Origin of the sequence: Nonomuraea glycinis (assembly GCF_035920485.1) — a bacterium.
GTDB classification, from domain to species: domain Bacteria; phylum Actinomycetota; class Actinomycetes; order Streptosporangiales; family Streptosporangiaceae; genus Nonomuraea; species Nonomuraea glycinis.
Window position 1 is genome coordinate 8,026,838 of sequence record NZ_CP109166.1, and the last position, 18,984, is coordinate 8,045,821.

An 18,984-nucleotide genomic window follows, 5' to 3' on the forward strand; every position below is an offset into this window, starting at 1 on the left:
CTCGCGTCCCGGAAAGGGATTGAATCGATATAAGCAGACCGGACGCTATTGGCGTGTCACACCGCTGTCAAGGGCCGGTCACGGGCAGATGTCGCCGTGCCGGACGTATCGGCGGCTCATCGCCGAAAACCTATTCACGTTGCCGTCGAACGTCGATCGTGTAAATGTCAGAAGGTGAACGGGACCGACGCATTACTGAGAATCGACGGTCTCAGCTGGGAGGCGGGCGGCCGGCGCCGCGGTGTTCCTCCGGGGCCGCTCAGCGTGGGCTCCGGGCAGACCGCCGTCATCGTGGCCGGCGACACCGCCGAGGCGGAGGTGCTGGCGGACATCCTGCTCGGCCTGGACTGGCGCTTCCGGGGAAAGATCAGCGTCAACGGCCAGGAGATCACCATGCGGCCGCCGGAGGAGCGGGAGATCGGCCTGGTCCCTGCGGGTGGCGGCCTGCTCCCCCAGCTGACCGTCGAGCGGAACCTCGTCCTGGCGGCCCGCGAGCACCGGGGGAGCTCGCAGGTCCACGGCAGGGTCGGCTTCATGGCCGCGAGGATGCGGATCGAGGGCTTCCTGCACGCCCGTCCGCACGAACTGGCGCACGATGAGCGGCTGACCGTCGCGCTCGCGCGGGCGCTGTGCCGGCACCGCCCGGTCAAGGTGGTCCTGGTCGAGGACCACACCGGTAGCGGCCCCTGCCACGCCGCCGTGAGCGCGGCCATGGGCGCCGATCCGAGCCTGGCCGTCGTGGTCGTGACCGACGACCGGACCCGCGTCGCCAGCCTCGCCTCCCCCGCGCTGCTCTGGGAGGTGGGCGATGTCGCTGAGCCGTAGGAGCTTCCTGGCCATCCCGGCGGCGGCAGGCCTGGCGGGCTGCGCGGGCAGCAGGCCGCTGCGGGTGGCGGTCGTGTGGAGCGGGGACGAGCTGCGGCGTTTCCTCCGCGTGGTCAAGGACTCGCCCTACCCGGTCACCGTCTACTCGGCGGGCGACAACATCGGCGCGCTGCTGCGCGGCCCCTCCGGCGAGGTCACGCCGGACGTGGCCGTCATTCCCCGGCTCGGACTCCTGTACGACCCGGAGATCCGCCGCCGCATCAGCCCGTTGACGCCGATCAGGCGGCAGCCGGAGTTCTGGCGGGATCTCGCCTCCCCCGTGCCCGGCCAGGTGCTCGGCGCCTGGTTCAAGATCGCGCACAAGTCGCTCGTCTGGCACCGGGACGGCGAGGGCCTGGCCCGGCCGCCGACGCTGGACGCCTGGGCGAGCCGGACGCTGTCGATCGGCGCCGCCGACGGCTGGGTGCTCACCGACTGGTTCGAGAACGTCCTGCTCGCCCGCAGCCCTTCCACCTACAGCAAGCTCTTCTCGCACGGGGAGAGCTCGCCGGAGCTGTGGGCGACCGGCGAGGTGCGCCAGGCGCTCGAACAACTGGCGACGATCTGGCAGCAGGGCGTCACCGCCGAGCGGGGCAGGCGCGCCCTCACCCTGCAGTTCCACGACTCGATCCTGGACGTCTTCACCTACCGCACCGCCGAGGTGGTGGCCGCGCCCGACTTCGCCTGGCCGGTCATCGCCCGCTACCACGCGGCGGGCGTACGGGCCGCGCATTTCCGCTTCCCCGCCAACGGCGGCGCGGCGCCTCCGCTGGTGATCGGGGGCGATGTCGCGGTCGCGATGAGCGGCGGCACGGCGGACGCCTTCGACTTCGTGCACTGGCTGACGAGCCCCCGCCCGCCCGGCGGCGACCGGTCGGACACGCAGGAGGCGTGGGCCGCAGAAGGCGGTTTCCTGGCGCCGTACATCGACGCCTCGATCTCGCCGCCCGCGCTGCGCGGCGCGGCGCGGGACCTGGCCGGCGTGCGCACCGGCCAGTACGACCTGTCCGACCGGCTGACCGGCCCGCTCGCGGGCGGTGACGGCCGGGGGCTGTGGCGGATCCTCACCGAGCTGTTCATCGCCGTGACCATCGACAGGGCCCAGCCGGCCACGGCGGCCGGCACGGCGGCCGACGACCTCGTCAGCGCCGGAAGCAGGGGTTCGCGGTGAGCGGCAAGGACCCGTTCCTGTTCGAGGTGGTCCCGCACCACGACACCCGGGTGCCGGTGACCGCCCAGGGGCTCAGCCGCTGGCGGGCGGGCCTGTACCTGCTGCTCGCGGTCCTGCTGGCGGCCGGGGTGCTGCTCGCTCCGCTGGCGGCGACCGTGGTGATCAGCCTGTCCGGCGGTCTGGCGAACTACGAGGTACTCGGCGACGCGCAGGTGCTCCAGGCGCTCGGCAACTCGCTCGTGTGGCTGGCGCTGGCCGTGCTGGTCTGCGCGGTCGGGTTCGGCCTGGCCTGGCTGGCCCGGGACGCGGGGGCGGGCCTCAGCGGGGTGCTGCGCGTCATCCTGGTGCTGCCCGCGGTGGTCTCCCCGCTCACCACCGGCGCGATCTTCCGCCTGATCTTCGACACCAACCCGGCGCGCGGCGTGGTCAACGCCCTGCTGGGCGGGGCCGGGGCGAACGTGGCCTTCCTCGGTCCGGGCTGGATCTGGCTGGTGCTCGGGCTGGCGTTCGTCTGGCAGTGGGCGGGGTTAGCCTTCCTGATCTTCCATGAGGCGCTGGCCAGGCTGCCCGCGAACCTGCTGCGGGTGGCCCGGGCGTTCGGGATCGAGCGGCGCAGGCGGATCTGGTCGATCGTGGTCCCCGCTCTCGCCGGTCCGGCGGCGCTGGCGTATCTGCTCGCGCTGGTCGCCGCGGCGCGCGTGTTCGACCTGGTGCTGATGGGCGCGCCGGGCGCGATGCAGGCCCAGGTGGAAGGCGGCGGCCTGTTCTGGTGGCGGCACCACAGCGATCTGGGGGCCGGGCGGGCCGCCGCGCTGGCGGTGCTGCTGTCCATCCTGGTCGGCCTGCTCGCGCTGCCCGCGCTGGCCGGGCTGCGCGGCCAGGTGACCTGGTCCGAGCCGGCCGCGCGGCCCGCGTCGAAGGCCGCCGGTCCGCGGCGGCGCCGGCGGCTGTGGCTGCTGCCGGTGGCGGTGCTCTGGCTGCTCCCGTTCGCGGTGCTGGTCCTCACCTCGCTCCGCGCGCCGGACGCGACGGCCGTGTCGGGGTGGTGGCGCGTCCAGTGGGACCTGTGGCAGCTCGCCTCCTACGGGGACGCCTTCGCCGACGGCGGCTTCATGGGCGCGCTGGCGATCACCGCGGTGCGGACGCTGGTCGTCGTCGCCCTGGTCCTGCTGGCGGCCGTGCCCGCCGCGTACGTGCTGGCCCATGAGCACCTGCTGCCGCGCCGCACCTGGCGGCCCGTCCTGCTGGTGGCGGTGGCCCTGGCCGCACTGCCGCCGCAGGCCTTCGCCGTGCCGCTGCAGGAGTCGATCAGCCCGGTGGTGGGCTCCACGCTGGCGCTGATCACCGTGCACGCCGCGCTGGTGATCCCGCTGGCGGTGCTGGTGCTGCACAACGCGTTCGCCCGCGTACGGACGCCCATGGTGACGCGGCACCGGTGGGAGCTGATCCATGTGGTGTGCGAGGGGGCGCCCGCCGTGGTGCTGGCCGGGGTGCTCGCGTTCGTGCTGGTGTGGAACGACACCGTGGTGGGGCTGCTGCTCAACTGGCCCGCCGGCGACCATCTTCCGCTCCTGCTGCTGGAGCAGGCACGGCACTTCATGTCCACGATCGGCCCGCTCGCGGCGCAGGCGGTGATCGCCACCGTGGTGCCGGTGGCCCTGGTGATCGTCACCGGGCGATGGCTGTACCGCGGGCTGACGCACGGAGTCCGGAGATGACGGGCATCTCCCGCAGGGATCGGCTGCGGTTCCGGATCTCCCGGCTCTACCAGCAGGCCAGGGCGCACCTGCCCGAGCTGGGGCTGTCGGGGCTGGTGACGGTGGCGGAAGCGCTCGTCGTCCTGCAGGACGAGCTGCGCCAGCGGGTGGTGGACGCCCTCCTGGCGGTGCTCCCCCACCCGCTGCTCGCCCTTCCCCTGGCGCTGCTCGTGCCCGCGCTGACGGGTCTGGGTGTGCACGCCGCCCGGCGCGAGCGCAAGCCCGCTCCGCAGCCGCTCTTCGGCCATCTGCCCTTCCCCGACCGGGTGGAGCCGCTCATCGGCCGGGAGGACAAGCTGCGCGAGGTCGTGGACCGGGCGCGGGAGAGCGGCATCGTGGCGGTGCGGGGCGCCACCGGGACGGGCACGTCGGCGCTGGCCGTCCACTGCGCATGGGAGCTGGCGGCCGAGGCTCGTAAGCAGCGCTACGCCGACGTCCGGGGCCCCGACCGGCAGCATCCGGAGACCCCGCTGAGCGTGGCGCAGCGGGTGCTGCGCACCCTCGACCGCCCGCCGGGGTCGATCCAGGAGCCCGAGGACGCCGCCCCGGTGGTGATCGAGGCCCTCACCGGCACCGGCCGGGTGCTCCTGCTCGACAACGTCAGCACCTGGAGCCAGGTGGCCTGGCTGCCGCCGCGCGTGCCGGGAGCGCACATCGTGGTGGCGGGCGAGGCGGCCGGCGACGTGCCGCGCCACCTCCAGCCGGTCGAGCTCGGGCCGCTGACCTCCGAGGCCGGGCAGGAACTGCTGGCGGCCCACATCGGGGACCGGCGGATCGACCGGGACCGGCAGGCCCTGCGGCCGCTCGCCGACGCCTGTCTGGGCAGCCCGGCGGAGATCGTGCGGATCGGCCGCTGGCTGGCCCGCAACCCGAACGTGCCCCTGCGGACCCTCGTCGACGACCTGGACCGGCTGCCCATCGACGAGAAGCTGAGCTTCGTGCTGCGGCTGAGCATCGAGCAGCTCGGACCCACGGCCAAGCAGCTGTTCATCCTGCTGGCCGGACTGCCGATCGCGGAGGTGGACCACCAGGCGGCCGCCGCGCTGGCCGGGCTGCCGTCCGCGCGAGAGGCGATCGACGAGCTGGCCGAGCGCGGGCTGGTGGAGAAGGTCCGGATGTCGCGGGTCCGGGTGACCGGCGCGTTCCGGGACACCGGCGCCGCCGCCACCACTCAGGAGGCGGGGGCGTGGCGGCGGCTGGTGGAGTACTTCGCCGACCAGGCCGACGCCTTCGCCGCCCGCCTGCCCGACGACGACGCCAGGACCTGGTTCGCCGCCGAGGACCGGGTGCTGCTGCAGGTGCTCGCCCCCGAGCCGCCCGCGCGCCGGACCAGCCGGGCGCTGGGCCGCATCGCGGACGCGGTGGAGGCCTGGTTCACCCTCGAACAGCGGCACGAGGACCGGCTGCGCGCCGCGGCGCTGCTGGCGCGGGCGGCCAGGTCCCTGGGGGACGACCACGTCCAGGCGACCGCCGAGCTGCGTCAGAGCGCGATCCTGCTCACCCTGGGCGACCCGGGCGAGGCGCGCCGGCACTTCGACCAGGCGGCGGCGCTGCGGGTGCGGGTGGAGTCGTGGCCCGCCGAGCTGCATCTCGGCCACGCCACGATCCTGCTGGCCACCGGGGACGGGTTCAGCGCGGTGGAATCGGCGCTGATCCGCTACGGGCAGGCGCTCGCCGGCGGCGACCTGGTCGGCCACTCACTGCGGTTGATCAACGTCGCGGCGCTGCTCATGCGCCGCGCGCAACTGCTCGGCCGCGACGACGCCCAGCGCCTGTACGCCGACGCCCGCGCCCTGCTGTTCGAGGCGCTCGACATGGCGGGCCGGGGCGGTGACGCGCATGCTCAGGCGCACGCGCACGAGCTGCTGGCACAGGCGCACTGGCATCTGGACCGGCCTTTCGACGCGGACCAGCACTGGGGGGAGGCCGAGCGGATGTACGGCGAGACCGCCGACGAGATCGGCCGCGCCCGCTGCCACGTCCACCAGGCCATCGCCCTGCTCGCCGAGCCGGACACGCGTCCCGGCGAGGCGGCTGAGTTGCTGGCGGCGGCTGAGCCTCGGCTGCCGCCGGCCGGGTTGACCACTGCCCTGGCCTATCTGCACCTGGCCCGCCTGCACCCCCGTCAGGCCGCGGCCCACCGCGCCGCCGGGCTGGCGGCGCTGGCCCCCTGGGACGGGATCGCCGAGCCCCAGCAGGTCACCGAGATCAGGGCCCGCCTGACGGCGCTGAAGCACTGATCCCCGGCGCGGCGGCGGGCCGGGTGGAGGCCGCTTCCCAGGTGCGCAGGTAGGACTCGGCGCCGGCCGCCATGTCCTGGACGAACTCCGCGCCGGCGAGGAGCCGCATGTCCTCGATCCAGTCGGGCACCAGGCCGTAGTTGGCGACGCCGTCGGCGTTGACGTCCCAGACCCGCTGGCCGGTGCGCTGCCGGTCCAGGCTCACGCTGCCGTCGAAGGAGGTGAACGGGTACGTGACCGGGCCGACCGGGCCCGCGGCGCGGGGCCCCGGCAACTGGCCCATGCCGTTGACGTCCAGGCCGTAGCCGTAGCCGGCGACCTGGTGCGCCTGCCGGAGCGGCTCGGTGCGCCGCCACTCGGCGACGAAGTGCTCCGCGTCGTGCCCGTACTGGGTGATCATGCCACCGAGGGCGTAGATCCTGCCGAAGTAGCCGGGGTCGGCCCAGCTGTGGGAGGAGATCACGCCGGGGTAGCCGGCGGCCTCCAGGAGGTCGAGGGTGCGGTCGGCGGCCTTCACGCTCATGTGGTCGATCTCCACCAGCATGCCGCGCCGCATCATCCCCTGCACCATGTGCTCGCCGAGCCCGCTCAGCCCCCGGGTGTTGCAGTGCGGGGCGGGGGGATACAGCGGCAGCGAGACGCCGGGCGGCAGCAGCCCGGCGAGCTGGTCGGGCAGCACCCCGCCGGGCTCGATCGTGTTGTCGTGCTCGGCTCCGGTGCAGGTGCGGGCCTGCCAGAAGGAGCCGGTGCTGAGCAGGTTGCCCAGGTTGACGATGGCGCCCTGGGTGCCGGAGTCGAAGCGGACGCCGCACAGGGCGTTGTCGTACTTGTGGCAGACGTACATGCTGCGCACGCCGAGCGCGTGCAGCTCGTCCAGGCCGCGGTCGATCTGTCCCCTGGTGCAGTGCGGGATGCCGAGGGTCTGGCGGCAGCCGAACGGCTCGGAGGCCTCGACGCCCAGGACGACGGCGAGCTTGCCCGCCGCGACGGTCCGCCTGGCCTCGGCCGCGTCGTTCACGATCCTGAACCAGCCCAGGCCGGGGCCGCCGTGCTCGGCGTCGATGTGCGCCTGCAGCTCGCGGGCTCGCTGGGCCTGGAGTCTGAGGGTGTCCATCTCGTCGCAGGAGTTCTTCCTGAGCGGGTAGATGGCGCACAGCTGGCGGTTGGCCACCAGGTGGTTGACCAGGATCCGCAGGCCGCCGCGCCAGGCCCGTTCCACCCAGGTGTAGTAGGCCTGCTGGTGGGTCAGCGAGTCGTGGGCCGGCCAGCCCGCGAAGGTGGGCCAGCCTGCGGGGTCGTGCGTGCCGGTCGGCGAGCCGGTCCTGGTGAAGTTCTCGAACCAGGCCAGCTCTCCGTTCGGATAGTGGTCGGCGCAGTCCTTCAGCGCCTGCGCGATCCCGTCGGGGTGGAACGGCCTGCCGCACATCAGCTTGCCGCCGAACGCCTCGTAGGAGAACAGGTGGCTGTGCGCGTCGACGAACCCGCGCACCTCGGCGGCGGCCTCCGCCGGGCCCGCCTGCGCCGTGGCGCCCGTGAACGGGGAGACCAGCGAAGCGGCCAGCAGCAGCACGACGGTGAGCATCCTGGCGGCGGAACGACGCATCACGGACACCTCACAGGGCCGGGTATCGGATCTGCCGTCAGCATCCACCGCCTCACGGGCGCCAACAAGACCCAAACATGAGCCGGTCTCAGCCCAGCCGCCGGGTCACGGGCCGGTCAGGCGGCGCTCACCGTCCGTGGTCAGGACGAACACCTGCCAGTTGTAGTAGACGTAGTAGTTCCTGGCGTCCCGCTTGATCTGGCGGGCGTGCAGGAGGATGGCGTCCACGTACGCCTGCGACGGGTTGTAGGCGTGCAGCGCCCGCTGGTAGTCGCCCGGCGCTCCGGTGGCGCGCAGATAGTTGGCGGCGGCCATCACCGCGTCGCGCGGGTCCTGGATGTCGCCGCCCAGGCCGTACAGCTTCCAGGTGGCGGGCATGAACTGCATGGGGCCCTGGGCGCCGGCGTGGCTGTCCGACTTCACCCTGCCGAACTTGGTCTCCGCCAGCATCACCGCCGCCAGCACCTCCCACTCCACCCCGAAGCGGCGCTCGGCCTTCTTGAAGTGGCGCAGCAGGTCGGCCGCGGGCAGCGGCGGCTGGACCTTGAAGACGGCCGAGCCCTTGATGGGCCGGGCCAGGGCGAGCAGCTCGCGAATGGCCGCGGTCTCGTCCTTGGACTGGGCGGCGAGCGTGCGCGGCAGCTTGGCGAAGGCTTTGGTGGCCACCTTGGGGTGCCGGGCGGCGTAGCGGAGGATCCGCTGCTGGTAGAGCGCCAGCAGCTCGACCTCCTGCGGCGGCTTCTCGCTGTCGCCTTCGGTCCACGCGTCGATGGCGTCGTGCAGCGCGTCGCTGGTCGTCTCCAGCGCCTCGGCCAGCCGCGCCGCGTCCTTGGGGATCACCTCGTTCGGCCCGGGGAGCGCCACCGCGGGATCGGGGGTGGCCACAGGTAACGCGGCGGTGGGCTGCGCCATGGGGACGGCGACGGGCGGCGGCTCCTGGCCGCCACAGCCCGCCACGGCGACAAGGGCCGCGACCGCCACGGCGGTGATCCGGTCAAAGGGGCGTTGCTCCATGAGCGCCCAACTTACCCGGTCGAGATCTCTCATGAAGGGCGTCAGACCGCGCGGTCATGGTCATCGTGGTACGGCCCGGTGAGGTCGGCGCCGTGCGCTCGCCGGGAGAGATCTCCCCGGTGCAGGTCGGCGGTCTGGATCACCCGGCTGATGTCGGTGGGGGTGAGCAGCCCGACCAGGTGGCCGCCGGCGTCGAGCACCACGGCCCGTCCGTCCGCGCTGCCGCTCATCCGGGTCAGCAGCTCGGTCAGCGCCTCCTCGGGGCTGGCGCGCGGCACCTGCTCGGGCGGGCAGGCGATGTCCCGCAGCCGCAGGGAGGCCCGCCGGTCGGGGGCCACCTCGCGGATGCGGTTGAGCGTCACCAGCCCGGCGAAGCCGCCGCCCGCGTCGACGAGGGGATAGGTGGACAGGCGCTCGCGCATCACCACCCGGTCGATCAGCCCGGCCACGGTCTCGTCGGGGTCGGCCACGATGGGCCGCTCCGTCATCGCGTCCGCGACCCGGACGCCGTACAGGGCGGTGCCGATCCTGCTCTGCTGCTCCTCGGCGCTGGCCGCGTTGACCAGGAAGAGGCCGATCAGGGCGAGCCACAGCCCTTCGAAGCCCCGCCCGCTGACGACCTGCAGGAAGCCCAGGGCGATGAGGACGTAGCCGAAGACGCGTCCGGCGCGGGCGCTGGCGATCGCCGCCCTCGTCCTGTCGCCCCACCGCGCCCACAGCGCCGCGCGCAGCACCCTGCCGCCGTCCAGCGGCGCGGCCGGGATCAGGTTGAACACCGCCAGCAGCACGTTGACGCCCGACAGGTAGCCGAACATCCCGGCGACCAGGGGCGGGCCCACGGCCGCCGACAGCAGCGCCAGGCCGCCGAAGACCGCCCCGGCCGCCAGGCTGGTCAGCGGCCCCACCACCGCGATCTTCAGGTCGGCGCCCGGCGAGCGGGGTTCTCCGCGCAGCTCCGCCACCCCGCCGAGCAGCCAGAGCGTGATCTGGGCCACCTCGATGCCGTGCCGCTTGGCCGTCAGCGCGTGCGCGAGCTCGTGGGCCAGCAGCGAGGCCAGGAACAGCGCCGCCGACGCCAGCCCGGCCAGCACGTAGGCCACCGAGGACAGACCTGGATAGACGGCGGGGAAACGCCCGAAGGCCAGCCCGAACACCAGGATCACCACGATGAACAGCACGCTGATGTTGAGCCCGACCGAGACACCACCGATGCGGCCCAGACTGATCGACGAGCGCATCTCTCCTCCACGGATATCCGAGTCAGCCCCCTTTACCCCCAATCAGCGGCATGTCACGCCGCTGGTCGGCCGCCCAGGTGCCGAGCGCGCGGATCAGTCTCTGCGGCGGGCGCGGTAGGCGCTGGCCTTGGCGCGGTTCTGGCATGACAGGCCGCAGAACCGGCGGGAGGCGTTGCGGGTGACGTCGAAGAAGACCAGGTCACATCCGTCCGCCTCGCACGAGCGCAGGCGTACGCCCTGGCCTACTCCGATCACCATGGCCATGGCGGTGGCCGCGCTCGCGGCCCAGGCGTCGACCGGGTCGGCGTCCTCGCGGTGGAAGGCGAGCCTCGGCGGATCGCCCTGCAGGTGCGGGACGGCGCCGTGTCGGATCAGGGCCGCGTTCAGCGTGCCGAACTCCGGGGTCCGGCCGAAGACCGGGCGCAGCTCCGCCGCGACCTCCGCCAGCCGGTCGGCGTCGCCGGCCGTCAGCGGCCGGCTCGGGCTCAGCGCGCTCGCCAGGTCGCCGATGGCCGACAGGCGGGCGGGGCCGTCGGCGGGCGGCTCGATCCGGCGGCCGCGTGCCCGGTCGACGGTCAGCGTGTTGACCAGTGTGACGGCCTGCTCCGCCCAACGGCCGACATAACTGTCTATCTGGGATTGACCAGTGATGCGCCATGCCTCTATCGTCACTGTCATATCTTATCTAGACAGTGAGGATTTTTCGCTATGTCCAGTGATTCCCGGCTTGCCCGCAGCATGTGGCACCAGCTTGAGCCGATCCACGCCGTGTTCTACTTCTCGCCCGAGGGCTTCGAGGAGGCCGCGGCGCTCGGCTACGACGTGGCGGAGCGCTGGCCCAGCTACTTCGCCTACCGCACCGCCCCGCTGGGGCCCGTGGGCACCACCGCGGCCACCGCCGCCTATTACAGCTTCAGCCCGAGCATGATCGACCGGTACGTGCGCGGCCTGTGGGACACCGCCTCGCCCGCCCAGGTGCTGCGGACCAGGCTGACGGCGGTCGACCGCACCTACCGTGCCCTGCTCGGCGACCGGGTGGCGAGCCCGGAGATGACGGAGGCGGCCGAGCTGGCCAGGCGCGCCGCCGAGAGCGTGAGCGTGGCCGCGCGGCCGTTCGCCGCCGCCAACCTCGACCTGCCCTGGCCCGAGGAGCCGCACCTGGCGCTCTGGCACGCCGCCACGGTGCTGCGCGAGCACCGCGGCGACGGCCACCTGGCCGCACTGCTGACGGCCGACCTGGACCCCTGCGAGTCGCTGGTCTCCTTCGCCGCGATCGGCGCCGCCCCCGTGGCGAACTTCGCCGGGCGCGGCTGGAGCGAGCAGGAGTGGGCCGCCGCTCAGGAGCGCCTGACCGCCCGCGGCCTCGTCGACCCTTCGGGGCAGGCCACCGAGCGCGGGCGGGAGCTGCGCGACCAGGTGGAGCGGACGACCGACGAACTGGCCGCCGCGCCCTGGCGGACCTTGGGCGAGGAAAAGGCCCAGCGCCTGGTCCAGCTCGCCGGGCCGGTCCTGGGGGCCGTCTTCGGGGCGGGCCTGCTGCCGATGACCAGCACCCTCGGCATCGCGACCGTCAAGGTCCCGGACTGATCACGCCAACCCAGGGGCCGGTTGCCACAGCCCGATGACGGTGCCCTGGTCGTCGGTGCAGGTACAACTACGGCCGGATTTGCTGTCCAGCATCTCCCCTGTGGCGCCGCCGAGCTTGCGCACCTGCTCGGCGGAGGCGTCGATGTCGGCCACGTGATAGTAGAGGTTGGGCTGCGACGACGAACCGCCCGCGGTGAAGCCCATGGGCACCGCCGTGTTGCTGACGTGCAGGCACGTCTCGTGCTCCCGCCTGAACTCCCAGCCGAACAGCGCGCCGTAGAAGGCGGCCGCCCGGTCGAGGTCGCCGACGGACAGGGTGTAGTAGCCGAGTTCGACGGCCATATACGTTCCTCCGCAATGATTAGCGCTATCGTGAAGTATTAACACTATAGCGAAAGCAGTCAAAGATTAACAGTAACGTTAACCAATTGGACGCGACGCTGGCCGCGCTGGCCGATCCCACCCGGCGCAGGGTGATCGACCTGCTGCGGGACGGTCCGCGCCCGGCCGGCGAGCTGGCCCAGGCCGTCCAGATGAGCGCGCCCGCGCTGAGCAGGCACCTGCGCGTGCTGCGGGCCGGCGGCCTGGTGCGGGCGGAGGCCGGTGGCGACGACGCCCGCCTGCGCCTCTACTCCCTGCGGCAGGAGCCGTTCACCGCCCTGCAGGCCTGGCTGGACCAGGTGCAGGCGTTCTGGGCCGAGCAGCTCGGCTCGTTCAAGGACCACCTCGAGACCACCCAGGAAGGTGACCGGCAGTGAGCTCGGTCCAGGCCGGCGTGACCGTGCCGGTCGACCCCGGCACCGCCTTCCGCGTCTTCACCGACGAGATCGACCGCTGGTACGTACGCGGCCCGCACAGCTGGGTGGACCCGGAGCGCGCGGTCGGGATCCGGTTCGAGGACGGGTTCCTCCGCGAGGTGTGGTCGGACGGCGGCCATGTCGACACCGGCAGGATCGTCGCCTGGGAGCCGCCGCACCGCCTCGTCTGGGCGGACCTGATCAACCCGACCGGCCGGATGGAGATCGAGGTGGCGTTCACCGCCGTCGAGGGCGGCACGCGGGTGCTGCTGGAGCACCGGGGCCTGGACACGCTGCCCCCGGCCGTGGCCGGGCGGATCAGGAGCGGCTACTCCTGGAACATCGTGCTCGGCTGGTTCGCCGGGCAGTGGAGCTAGCGTTTGCCGTACTTCTTGTGCACGGCCTGCTTGCTCACCCCGATCGCGTGCGCGATCTGCGCCCAGGGCAGGCCCGCCACCCTGGCCCGCCGCACATGGACCGTTTCCATGCGCTCGAGCTCGTGGCGCAGCGCGGTGGTGGCCTCCAGCGCGCGCAGCGGATCGTCGTCCTGAGCCTGCCGCATCAGCGTCGCCAGATCGCTCGTCATGGTCTAAAGGTAGTCCAGCAGCAGCCGGGTGACCTCCGACGGCCGTTCCAGCGCGGGCAGGTGACCGGCCCAGTCCAGCTCGACCAGCTCGGCGTGCGGGAGCTCGGCGGCCACATGGCGGGCGCTCCGCCGGAAGAACTCCAGGTCGTACGGGCCGGTGACGACCAGCGCGGGCGCCTGGATCGCGCCGAGGTCGTAGCCGGCCCTGAACTGCGACGGCTCGGGGTCGGCGGCGAGCTGCATGGTGAAGGCGTGCTGCTGCATGGCGGTCACCCGCTGCCTGGCCTCCTCGTCGGCCGCCGGGCCGAGCCAGGTGCGGGCGTTCAGCTCGGCGGCGGCCCGCGCGTCGCCCGCCTCCAGCAACCGGTCCTCCTCCTCGGCGAACGCCACGAGATCCGGGGTTTTGGGCAGGTCGGAGCCGGGGTTCATGAGCACCAGCCGGGTGGCGAGGTGGGCCAGCTCCAGGGCGACGACACAGCCGTAGGAGGCGGCGACCAGCGCGGCCCGCGACACGCCCAGCTCGGCGAGGACCGCCGCCACGTCACCCGAGTCGCTGTACGGCTCCGAGGCCGCGTAGGGCGTGTGGCCGAAGCCGCGGTAGTCCACTCTGATCACGTGGAAGCGCTCGGCGAGCGGCTTCCACTGCGCGTCCCACATGCCGGCGTCGGCCGCGCTCGACGCCAGCAGCACCACCGGCTCGCCGGAGCCCGCGTGTTCGTACCAGATCGTCACTTGGCCTCCAGGACCAGTCGGGCACCGAGATCGTTTCATATCAGGCCGGGTTCAGCCGTACATTTTTCGCAGTTCGGCGACCGACTCGGCCATGAGGGCGCGCAGCTCGGGCGGGCCGAGCACCTCCACGCTCGCGCCCATGCGCAGCAGCAGCCAGCGGGCGTAGGTGATGGACTCGACGGGCACGGTCAGGGTCCGCCAGCCCTCCGCGTCGGGCTCGGCTCCGGCGGCCAGCGCGGTGGCCACCACGTCGGCGCCCATGGTGTAGGAGAGCAGCTCCTCCATGCCGGGGGCGATCTTGATCTCCGCCGTCGCGGTGTACATCCGCTCGCGGAACTCCGCCGCGTACGCCTTCCAGAACTCCCCCAGGTCGAACTCCGCGGGCCCGTCGAAGTGGCCGGGCAGCGTCCGTACGGTGAGGATCCGGGCCACCCGGTAGGTGCGCGGGCTCGCGCCCGGCGGGGCGGCGACCATGTACCAGGAGCCGCCCTTGAGCACCAGCCCGTACGGGTGGACCAGCCGCTCGACCTCCTGCCTGCCCCAGCGCCGGTAGGTCATCAGCAGCGGCCGCCGCTCCCACACCGCCTCCGACACCTCGCTCAGATGAGGCACGTCGTCGGGGCTGCGATACCAGCCGGGCACGTCCAGCAGGAACCGCTCGCGCATCCGCGCGGCGTGTGAGCGCGGCTCGGGCGGCAGCGCGGCCAGCAGTTTCAGCTCGGCGTTGGCCGCCACCTCGGCGAGCCCCAGCTCGGCGGCCGGCCCCGGCAGCCCGGCCAGGAACAGCGACGACGCCTCCGCCACCGTAAGGCCGTTCAGCCTGGTGCGGTAGCCGTCGAGCAACTGGTAACCGCCCGCGGGACCCCGGTCGGCGTAGACCGGCACGCCGGCCGACGACAGCGCCTCCACGTCCCGGTAGACCGTCCGGACCGACACCTCCAGCTCTTCGGCCAGCTCGGGCGCGGTCATGCGCCCGCGTGTCTGCAGGAGCAGCAGGAGGGAGAGCAGGCGGCTGGCACGCATGGTGCCATTGTATTGCGCACATTATCTGTGTTTGTATGAACATATGGAGCGTTTACATCACATCATGAACAGGCTGCGCACCAACGACAGCGTCTCCGTCGCCGAGCTGGCCGACGAGCACGGCGTGTCCGAGATGACGATCAGGCGCGACCTGGACGAGCTCGCCCAGCAGGGCGTCGTGCGCAGGATCAGGGGCGGCGCGCTGTCGCTGCTGCTGCGCGGCGAGGAGCCGCCGTTCGGCATCCGCGAGCGGGAGGCGACCGAGGCCAAGCAGCGGATCGGCGCCGAGACGGCCGCGTTGATCGCCGACGGGGAGGCGGTGGTGCTCGACGGCGGCACCACCGCGCTGGAGGTGGCGCGGAGCCTGCTGGAGCGCCGGCTGACCGTACTGCCGCTGGCGTTGCAGGCGGTCTCGCTGCTGACGTCCGCGCCACGCGTGCGGCTCGTCCTGCCAGGAGGAGAGGTACGGCCCGGCGAGCTGAACTTCATGGGCCCGCTCACCGAGAGCTCGATCAGGGCGCTGCGCTTCGACACGGCGGTCATCGGCTGTTGCGGGCTGTCGTCCGAGCACGGGCTGACCGCGCACGACCTGCCCGAGGTGGCGGTCAAGCAGGCGGCCATCGCCGCCGCCCGCCGGGTGATCGCGGTCTGCGACTCGGGCAAGTTCACCCGGACGGCGTTCGGCGCCGTGTGCTCCATCGCGCGGCTGGACGTGGTGGTGACCGACGACGCCATCCCGCGCGACCAGCACGACGCGCTGCTCGCCGCCGGTGTCACCGTCCGCCTGGTCAAGGAGCTCGCGTGACGCCGCTGAGCCGGGCCCGCGTCGCCGTCTACCTGCTGTTCCTGCTCGCCGGGGCGGCCATCGGCACCTGGACGGCCCGGATCCCGGCCATCAAGCAGGACCTCGGGCTCAGCGACGGGCAGCTCAGCCTGGCGCTGCTGGCCATCGCCGCCGGGGCCATGGCCGGCATGCAGTCGGTGGGCCGCCTGGTGGACCGCTACGGCAGCTCCCGCGTCATGCTTCCCGCCGCCCTGGCCCAGGGCGTGGTGCTGGTGCCGGCCGCGTACGCGCCGAACCTGCTCACGCTGGCGGTGGCGCTGTTCGGCTTCGGCATCGTGCACGGGGTGCTGGACGTGTCCATGAACGCCAACGCCGTGGAGGTGGAGCTGGCGTGGGGCAGGCCGATCATGTCGTCGTTCCACGCCGTCTTCAGCGTCGGCGGGTTCGCGGGCGCCACGCTCGGCGGCGTGTTCGCGCACGTCGAGCTGTCCCCCGCCGCGACGTTCTGGACGGGCGGCCTGGTGATCGCCGCGCTCGCCGCGTGGGCGGCCCGGTGGGCGCTGCGCTCGGTCCCCGCGCCCCCGGCCACGGCGGGAGAGCGGGCCGGGCTGCCCCGGGGGATCGTCTTCCTCGGCGTGCTCGCGTTCTGCTGCCTGGTGGGCGAGGGCGCGGCGGCCGACTGGAGCTCGGTCTACTTGCGCGACGAGCTGGGCTCCTCCGCCGGGTTCGCCGCCGCCGGGTACGCCGCCTTCGCCGCCATGATGACGGCCGGCCGGCTGGCCGGGGACCGGCTGGCGGCGCGGTTCGGCCCGGTGCCGCTGGTGCGGGCCTGCGGGCTGCTGGCCGCCTTCGGGCTCGGCACGTCACTGCTGGCCGGGCATCCGGTGGCGGCGGTGATCGGGTTCGGCTGCTTCGGCGCGGGCCTGTCGTGCATCGTGCCCCAGGTGTTCTCCGCCGCCGGCCACCGCGACCCGGCGTACGCGGGCCGGGCGCTGGCCAGGGTGGCGAGCATCGGCTATCTGGGCTTCCTGTCGGGGCCGGTGCTCATCGGCGCCGCCGCCGAACTCACCGGCCTGCCCCGCGCCCTGGCCCTCCCGGCGCTGCTGGCCGCCTTCGTCGCCCTGACCGCCACCGCCCTGCGCACGCGGGTGCGCGCTTAGCACTCCGCCGACCATCCCCGGCCGTGCTCCCTGGTACGACCATGGTGGCGCATTCATCGCGCCCCTACCTGGCTCCTGCGATGGCCGCCGTCACCCGGGTCCTAGCCGAACTGCTGCCAGGCCATCCGGGTCACCATCGCCACCACCACGCACAGCAGGATGATCCGTACGAATCCCGTACCGCGTCTGATGGCCATGCGCGCGCCGAGCTGCGCGCCCGCGATGTTGAACGCGGCCATGCCCAGCCCCAGCCCCCACAGCACGTGCCCCTGCGCCCCGAACACGAACAGCGCGCCCAGGTTGGTCCCGGTGTTGATGATCTTCGATGAGGCGGACGCGGACACGAAGTCGAGCCCGAGAATGGTGGTGAACGCGATGATGAGGAACGTCCCCGTACCAGGCCCCATGATCCCGTCGTAGAACGCGATGCCCACCCCCGCGACGACCACCGCGACGGTGACCCTGGTGTTGGTGCGCAGGTGCGGATGCGCCACCGAGCCGAGCGCCGGCCGCAGCGTCACGAAGGCGGCCACGCCGAGCAGGATCACCATGACCGCCGGCCGCAGCACCTCGGCCGAGATCGCCGCCGCGGCCGAGGCGCCGAGCCCGGCGCTGAGCACGGCCAGCCCCGCCCCCGGCAGCGCCACCTGCCGGTCGAACTTGGCGGTCAGCGCGTAGGTGACGGCGGCCGAGGCGGTCCCGAAGACGGAGGAGAACTTGTTGGTCGCCATGGCCTGCACGGGCGGGATGCCGGCCACCATCAGCGCGGGCAGTTGCAGCAGCCCGCCGCCGCCCACGACGGCGTCCACCCATCCCGCTCCCGCCGCCGCCACCAGCAACATGAGCACCTGTTCCAGCGGCACGCGACTCCCCGTTTTCCCCCGATAAACCCCCGAGAGACCCTATAACCTCCCTATTTCCCGCCCGATACCGCCCGTGCGCTAGGAACGCCGTACGTTCAGCGCCTCGATGCCGCCCAGCAGGAGATTGAGGCCGAACAGGAAGTCGGCGTCCTGCACCCAGCCCTCCGCTCCTCCGAAGCCGCCCGCGCGCACCGCGGCCGACAGGGCGGGGTAGCTGAGCGGATCAAGCACCTCGGCCAGCACCTCGCCGTAGTCGGCCGCCCCGCCGACCCCGTCCTCGGCCGGTTCGCCCGACGCCGCGCTCATGCCGTACGTGAGCGTGGCGTCGGACAGCGCGTAGCCGGTGAGCACGGTGGCCGCGCCAGGCCCTCGGCGTCGGCGAGCTCGATGGCGGCGGTGACGATCTTGGCCAGGTCCAGCCGTGGCCGAGGCCCCCGGCTCGTCACCGGCTCCCGCCCCCACATGCGCGCCACGACGGGCGGCAACGCTCGCTCCTGTGCCATCGAACTCCCTTCACGGACTGCGTACGTGATATAGCTTAGTAACCATGTACGACATACACAGTAGGGCACACGCAATTTCCGGAGCCGCGATCCACGCCCGCGGCCTGCACAAATCCTTCGGCGGCACCCACGTGCTCACCGGAGTGGATCTGACCGTCCCGCCGGGCACCCTGCAGGCCCTGCTCGGGCCGAACGGGTCCGGCAAGACGACGACCGTACGGATCCTGACCACCCTGCTCGCCCCCGACCGCGGCACCGCCATCGTCGGCGGCCACGACGTCACCCGCGAGAGCGCCGCGGTGCGCCGCGGCATCGGCCTGACCGCCCAGCAGGCCACCGTCGACGGCCTGCTCACCGGCAGGGAGAACCTGGAGTTGTTCGCCGGCCTCTACCACCTGGGCAGGCGCGAGGCGCGCCGGCGGGCGGCCGAGCTCCTCGAACGCTTCGACCTCGCCGCCGCCGCCGACCGCCGGGCCGCCACCTACTCGGGGGGCATGCGCCGCCGCCTCGACCTGGCCGCCAGCATGGTCGCCGCCCCCAGAATCCTCTTCCTCGACGAGCCCACCACCGGCCTCGACCCGCGCAGCCGGGCCGAACTGTGGTCGGTGATCCGCGAACTGCTCGCCGCCGGCACCACCATCCTGCTGACCACCCAGTATCTGGAGGAGGCGGACCACCTCGCGGACCGCATCGCGGTGATCCACACCGGCCGGGTCGTCGCCGACGACACCCCGGCCGCGCTCAAACGCCAGGTGGGCTCCGAACGCCTGGTCCTGCGCCTGGCCCACGCCGACGACCTTCCCCGGGCCGCCGCCACCCTGCCCCCGGGCGACGCCGCCCCGCACCTCGACCCGGACGCCCGTGAACTCACCCTCGCCGTCCAATCCCCCGACCACCTGCGCCACACCCTCGATCTCCTCCACCGGGCGGGCATCCCGATCGCTCAAGTGGAACTGCGCACTCCCACCCTGGACGACGTCTTCTTCGCACTCACGGCGACCACCCCACCCCTGACCCCCGCGACGCCCTGAAGCTCTCCACGGAGACGCCAAGCCCCCACCC

Annotated in this window: 21 protein-coding genes; 10 read left to right on the forward strand and 11 right to left on the reverse strand. The window is 73.0% G+C overall.

Annotated elements, in window-relative coordinates; all coding sequences use genetic code 11:
* The first annotated feature begins 174 nt into the window (after window positions 1-174).
* Genes OHA68_RS37710 through OHA68_RS37725 form a run of 4 tightly spaced genes read left to right on the forward strand, consistent with a single transcriptional unit; the run spans window position 175 to window position 6,032 of the window.
* Window positions 175-825 (forward strand): ATP-binding cassette domain-containing protein, encoded by a 651-nt coding sequence (locus tag OHA68_RS37710; protein WP_327104528.1) that lies wholly within the window; start codon window positions 175-177, stop codon window positions 823-825.
* A complete protein-coding gene (locus OHA68_RS37715; RefSeq protein WP_327104529.1) occupies window positions 809-2,035 on the forward strand; it encodes a hypothetical protein in 1,227 nt (408 codons plus the stop codon). Before OHA68_RS37710 ends, OHA68_RS37715 begins: the two co-directional genes overlap by 17 nt.
* Window positions 2,032-3,753, forward strand: coding sequence for an ABC transporter permease subunit (locus OHA68_RS37720; protein WP_327104530.1), 1,722 nt, complete (start codon window positions 2,032-2,034; stop codon window positions 3,751-3,753). The genes OHA68_RS37715 and OHA68_RS37720 overlap by 4 nt, the downstream gene beginning before the upstream one ends.
* Window positions 3,750-6,032 carry a hypothetical protein gene (locus OHA68_RS37725; protein ID WP_327104531.1) on the forward strand — a complete coding sequence of 761 codons (2,283 nt, stop codon included), beginning with the start codon at window positions 3,750-3,752 and terminating at the stop codon, window positions 6,030-6,032. Before OHA68_RS37720 ends, OHA68_RS37725 begins: the two co-directional genes overlap by 4 nt.
* On the opposite strand, the gene OHA68_RS37730 is transcribed toward OHA68_RS37725, so the two are convergent.
* The 4 genes from OHA68_RS37730 to OHA68_RS37745 all read right to left on the reverse strand — a co-directional run bounded on the left by OHA68_RS37730 (window position 6,001) and on the right by OHA68_RS37745 (window position 10,559).
* Complete coding sequence (locus tag OHA68_RS37730) at window positions 6,001-7,635, reverse strand: Coagulation factor 5/8 type domain-containing protein (protein WP_327104532.1); 1,635 nt, start codon at window positions 7,633-7,635, stop codon at window positions 6,001-6,003. The two genes, OHA68_RS37725 and OHA68_RS37730, sit on opposite strands and share 32 nt — an antisense overlap.
* 105 nt (window positions 7,636-7,740) lie before the next feature.
* A complete protein-coding gene (locus OHA68_RS37735) occupies window positions 7,741-8,649 on the reverse strand; it encodes a lytic transglycosylase domain-containing protein (RefSeq protein WP_327104533.1) in 909 nt (302 codons plus the stop codon).
* A gap of 41 nt (window positions 8,650-8,690) precedes the next feature.
* Window positions 8,691-9,887, reverse strand: coding sequence for a site-2 protease family protein (locus OHA68_RS37740; protein WP_189140570.1), 1,197 nt, complete (start codon window positions 9,885-9,887; stop codon window positions 8,691-8,693).
* A gap of 93 nt (window positions 9,888-9,980) precedes the next feature.
* Window positions 9,981-10,559 carry a CGNR zinc finger domain-containing protein gene (locus OHA68_RS37745; protein ID WP_327104534.1) on the reverse strand — a complete coding sequence of 193 codons (579 nt, stop codon included), beginning with the start codon at window positions 10,557-10,559 and terminating at the stop codon, window positions 9,981-9,983.
* Between the two features lie 36 nt (window positions 10,560-10,595).
* Between OHA68_RS37745 and OHA68_RS37750 the strand changes: the two genes are divergently transcribed.
* The gene (locus OHA68_RS37750; protein ID WP_327104535.1) at window positions 10,596-11,474 is read left to right on the forward strand and encodes an SCO6745 family protein; all 879 of its coding nucleotides are present in this window, start codon (window positions 10,596-10,598) and stop codon (window positions 11,472-11,474) included.
* Here the strand turns inward: OHA68_RS37750 and OHA68_RS37755 are convergent, their stop codons facing one another.
* On the reverse strand, window positions 11,475-11,816 hold the full coding sequence (locus OHA68_RS37755) for a VOC family protein (protein WP_327104536.1): 342 nt from the start codon (window positions 11,814-11,816) through the stop codon (window positions 11,475-11,477).
* 86 nt (window positions 11,817-11,902) lie between these two features.
* Here OHA68_RS37755 and OHA68_RS37760 point away from each other — a divergent pair, with 86 nt between their 5' ends.
* Entirely contained in the window at window positions 11,903-12,232 is a 330-nt protein-coding gene (locus tag OHA68_RS37760; protein WP_327104537.1) for an ArsR/SmtB family transcription factor, read from the forward strand.
* On the forward strand, window positions 12,229-12,648 hold the full coding sequence (locus OHA68_RS37765) for an SRPBCC domain-containing protein (protein ID WP_327104538.1): 420 nt from the start codon (window positions 12,229-12,231) through the stop codon (window positions 12,646-12,648). Before OHA68_RS37760 ends, OHA68_RS37765 begins: the two co-directional genes overlap by 4 nt.
* Here the strand turns inward: OHA68_RS37765 and OHA68_RS37770 are convergent.
* From OHA68_RS37770 to OHA68_RS37780, 3 genes are read right to left on the reverse strand one after another with little or no spacing between them, the layout of a single operon-like run.
* Window positions 12,645-12,857 carry a hypothetical protein gene (locus OHA68_RS37770; RefSeq protein WP_189140566.1) on the reverse strand — a complete coding sequence of 71 codons (213 nt, stop codon included), beginning with the start codon at window positions 12,855-12,857 and terminating at the stop codon, window positions 12,645-12,647. The genes OHA68_RS37765 and OHA68_RS37770 overlap by 4 nt on opposite strands.
* A 3-nt stretch (window positions 12,858-12,860) precedes the next feature.
* Window positions 12,861-13,589 carry an alpha/beta fold hydrolase gene (locus OHA68_RS37775; RefSeq protein WP_327104539.1) on the reverse strand — a complete coding sequence of 243 codons (729 nt, stop codon included), beginning with the start codon at window positions 13,587-13,589 and terminating at the stop codon, window positions 12,861-12,863.
* Between the two features lie 51 nt (window positions 13,590-13,640).
* Window positions 13,641-14,612, reverse strand: a complete 972-nt coding sequence (locus OHA68_RS37780; RefSeq protein WP_327104540.1) for a helix-turn-helix transcriptional regulator — start codon at window positions 14,610-14,612, stop codon at window positions 13,641-13,643.
* 43 nt (window positions 14,613-14,655) lie between these two features.
* On the opposite strand from OHA68_RS37780, the gene OHA68_RS37785 reads away from it, so the two are divergent.
* Both OHA68_RS37785 and OHA68_RS37790 read left to right on the forward strand, forming a co-directional pair.
* Complete coding sequence (locus tag OHA68_RS37785; RefSeq protein WP_327104541.1) at window positions 14,656-15,417, forward strand: DeoR/GlpR family DNA-binding transcription regulator; 762 nt, start codon at window positions 14,656-14,658, stop codon at window positions 15,415-15,417.
* On the forward strand, window positions 15,414-16,556 hold the full coding sequence (locus OHA68_RS37790) for an MFS transporter (RefSeq protein WP_327104542.1): 1,143 nt from the start codon (window positions 15,414-15,416) through the stop codon (window positions 16,554-16,556). Before OHA68_RS37785 ends, OHA68_RS37790 begins: the two co-directional genes overlap by 4 nt.
* Before the next feature lie 101 nt (window positions 16,557-16,657).
* Here OHA68_RS37790 and OHA68_RS37795 read toward each other — a convergent pair whose 3' ends face one another.
* The 3 genes from OHA68_RS37795 to OHA68_RS37805 all read right to left on the reverse strand — a co-directional run bounded on the left by OHA68_RS37795 (window position 16,658) and on the right by OHA68_RS37805 (window position 17,922).
* Window positions 16,658-17,419, reverse strand: coding sequence for a sulfite exporter TauE/SafE family protein (locus OHA68_RS37795; RefSeq protein ID WP_327104543.1), 762 nt, complete (start codon window positions 17,417-17,419; stop codon window positions 16,658-16,660).
* A 78-nt stretch (window positions 17,420-17,497) separates the two neighbouring features.
* Window positions 17,498-17,770 carry a TetR/AcrR family transcriptional regulator C-terminal domain-containing protein gene (locus OHA68_RS37800; RefSeq protein ID WP_327104544.1) on the reverse strand — a complete coding sequence of 91 codons (273 nt, stop codon included), beginning with the start codon at window positions 17,768-17,770 and terminating at the stop codon, window positions 17,498-17,500.
* Window positions 17,722-17,922: a hypothetical protein gene (locus OHA68_RS37805; protein ID WP_327104545.1), complete on the reverse strand. Its 201-nt coding sequence runs from the start codon at window positions 17,920-17,922 to the stop codon at window positions 17,722-17,724. Before OHA68_RS37805 ends, OHA68_RS37800 begins: the two co-directional genes overlap by 49 nt.
* Window positions 17,923-17,966: 44 nt before the next feature.
* Between OHA68_RS37805 and OHA68_RS37810 the strand changes: the two genes are divergently transcribed.
* Complete coding sequence (locus OHA68_RS37810) at window positions 17,967-18,953, forward strand: ATP-binding cassette domain-containing protein (protein ID WP_327104546.1); 987 nt, start codon at window positions 17,967-17,969, stop codon at window positions 18,951-18,953.
* The last annotated feature ends 31 nt before the right edge of the window (window positions 18,954-18,984 follow it).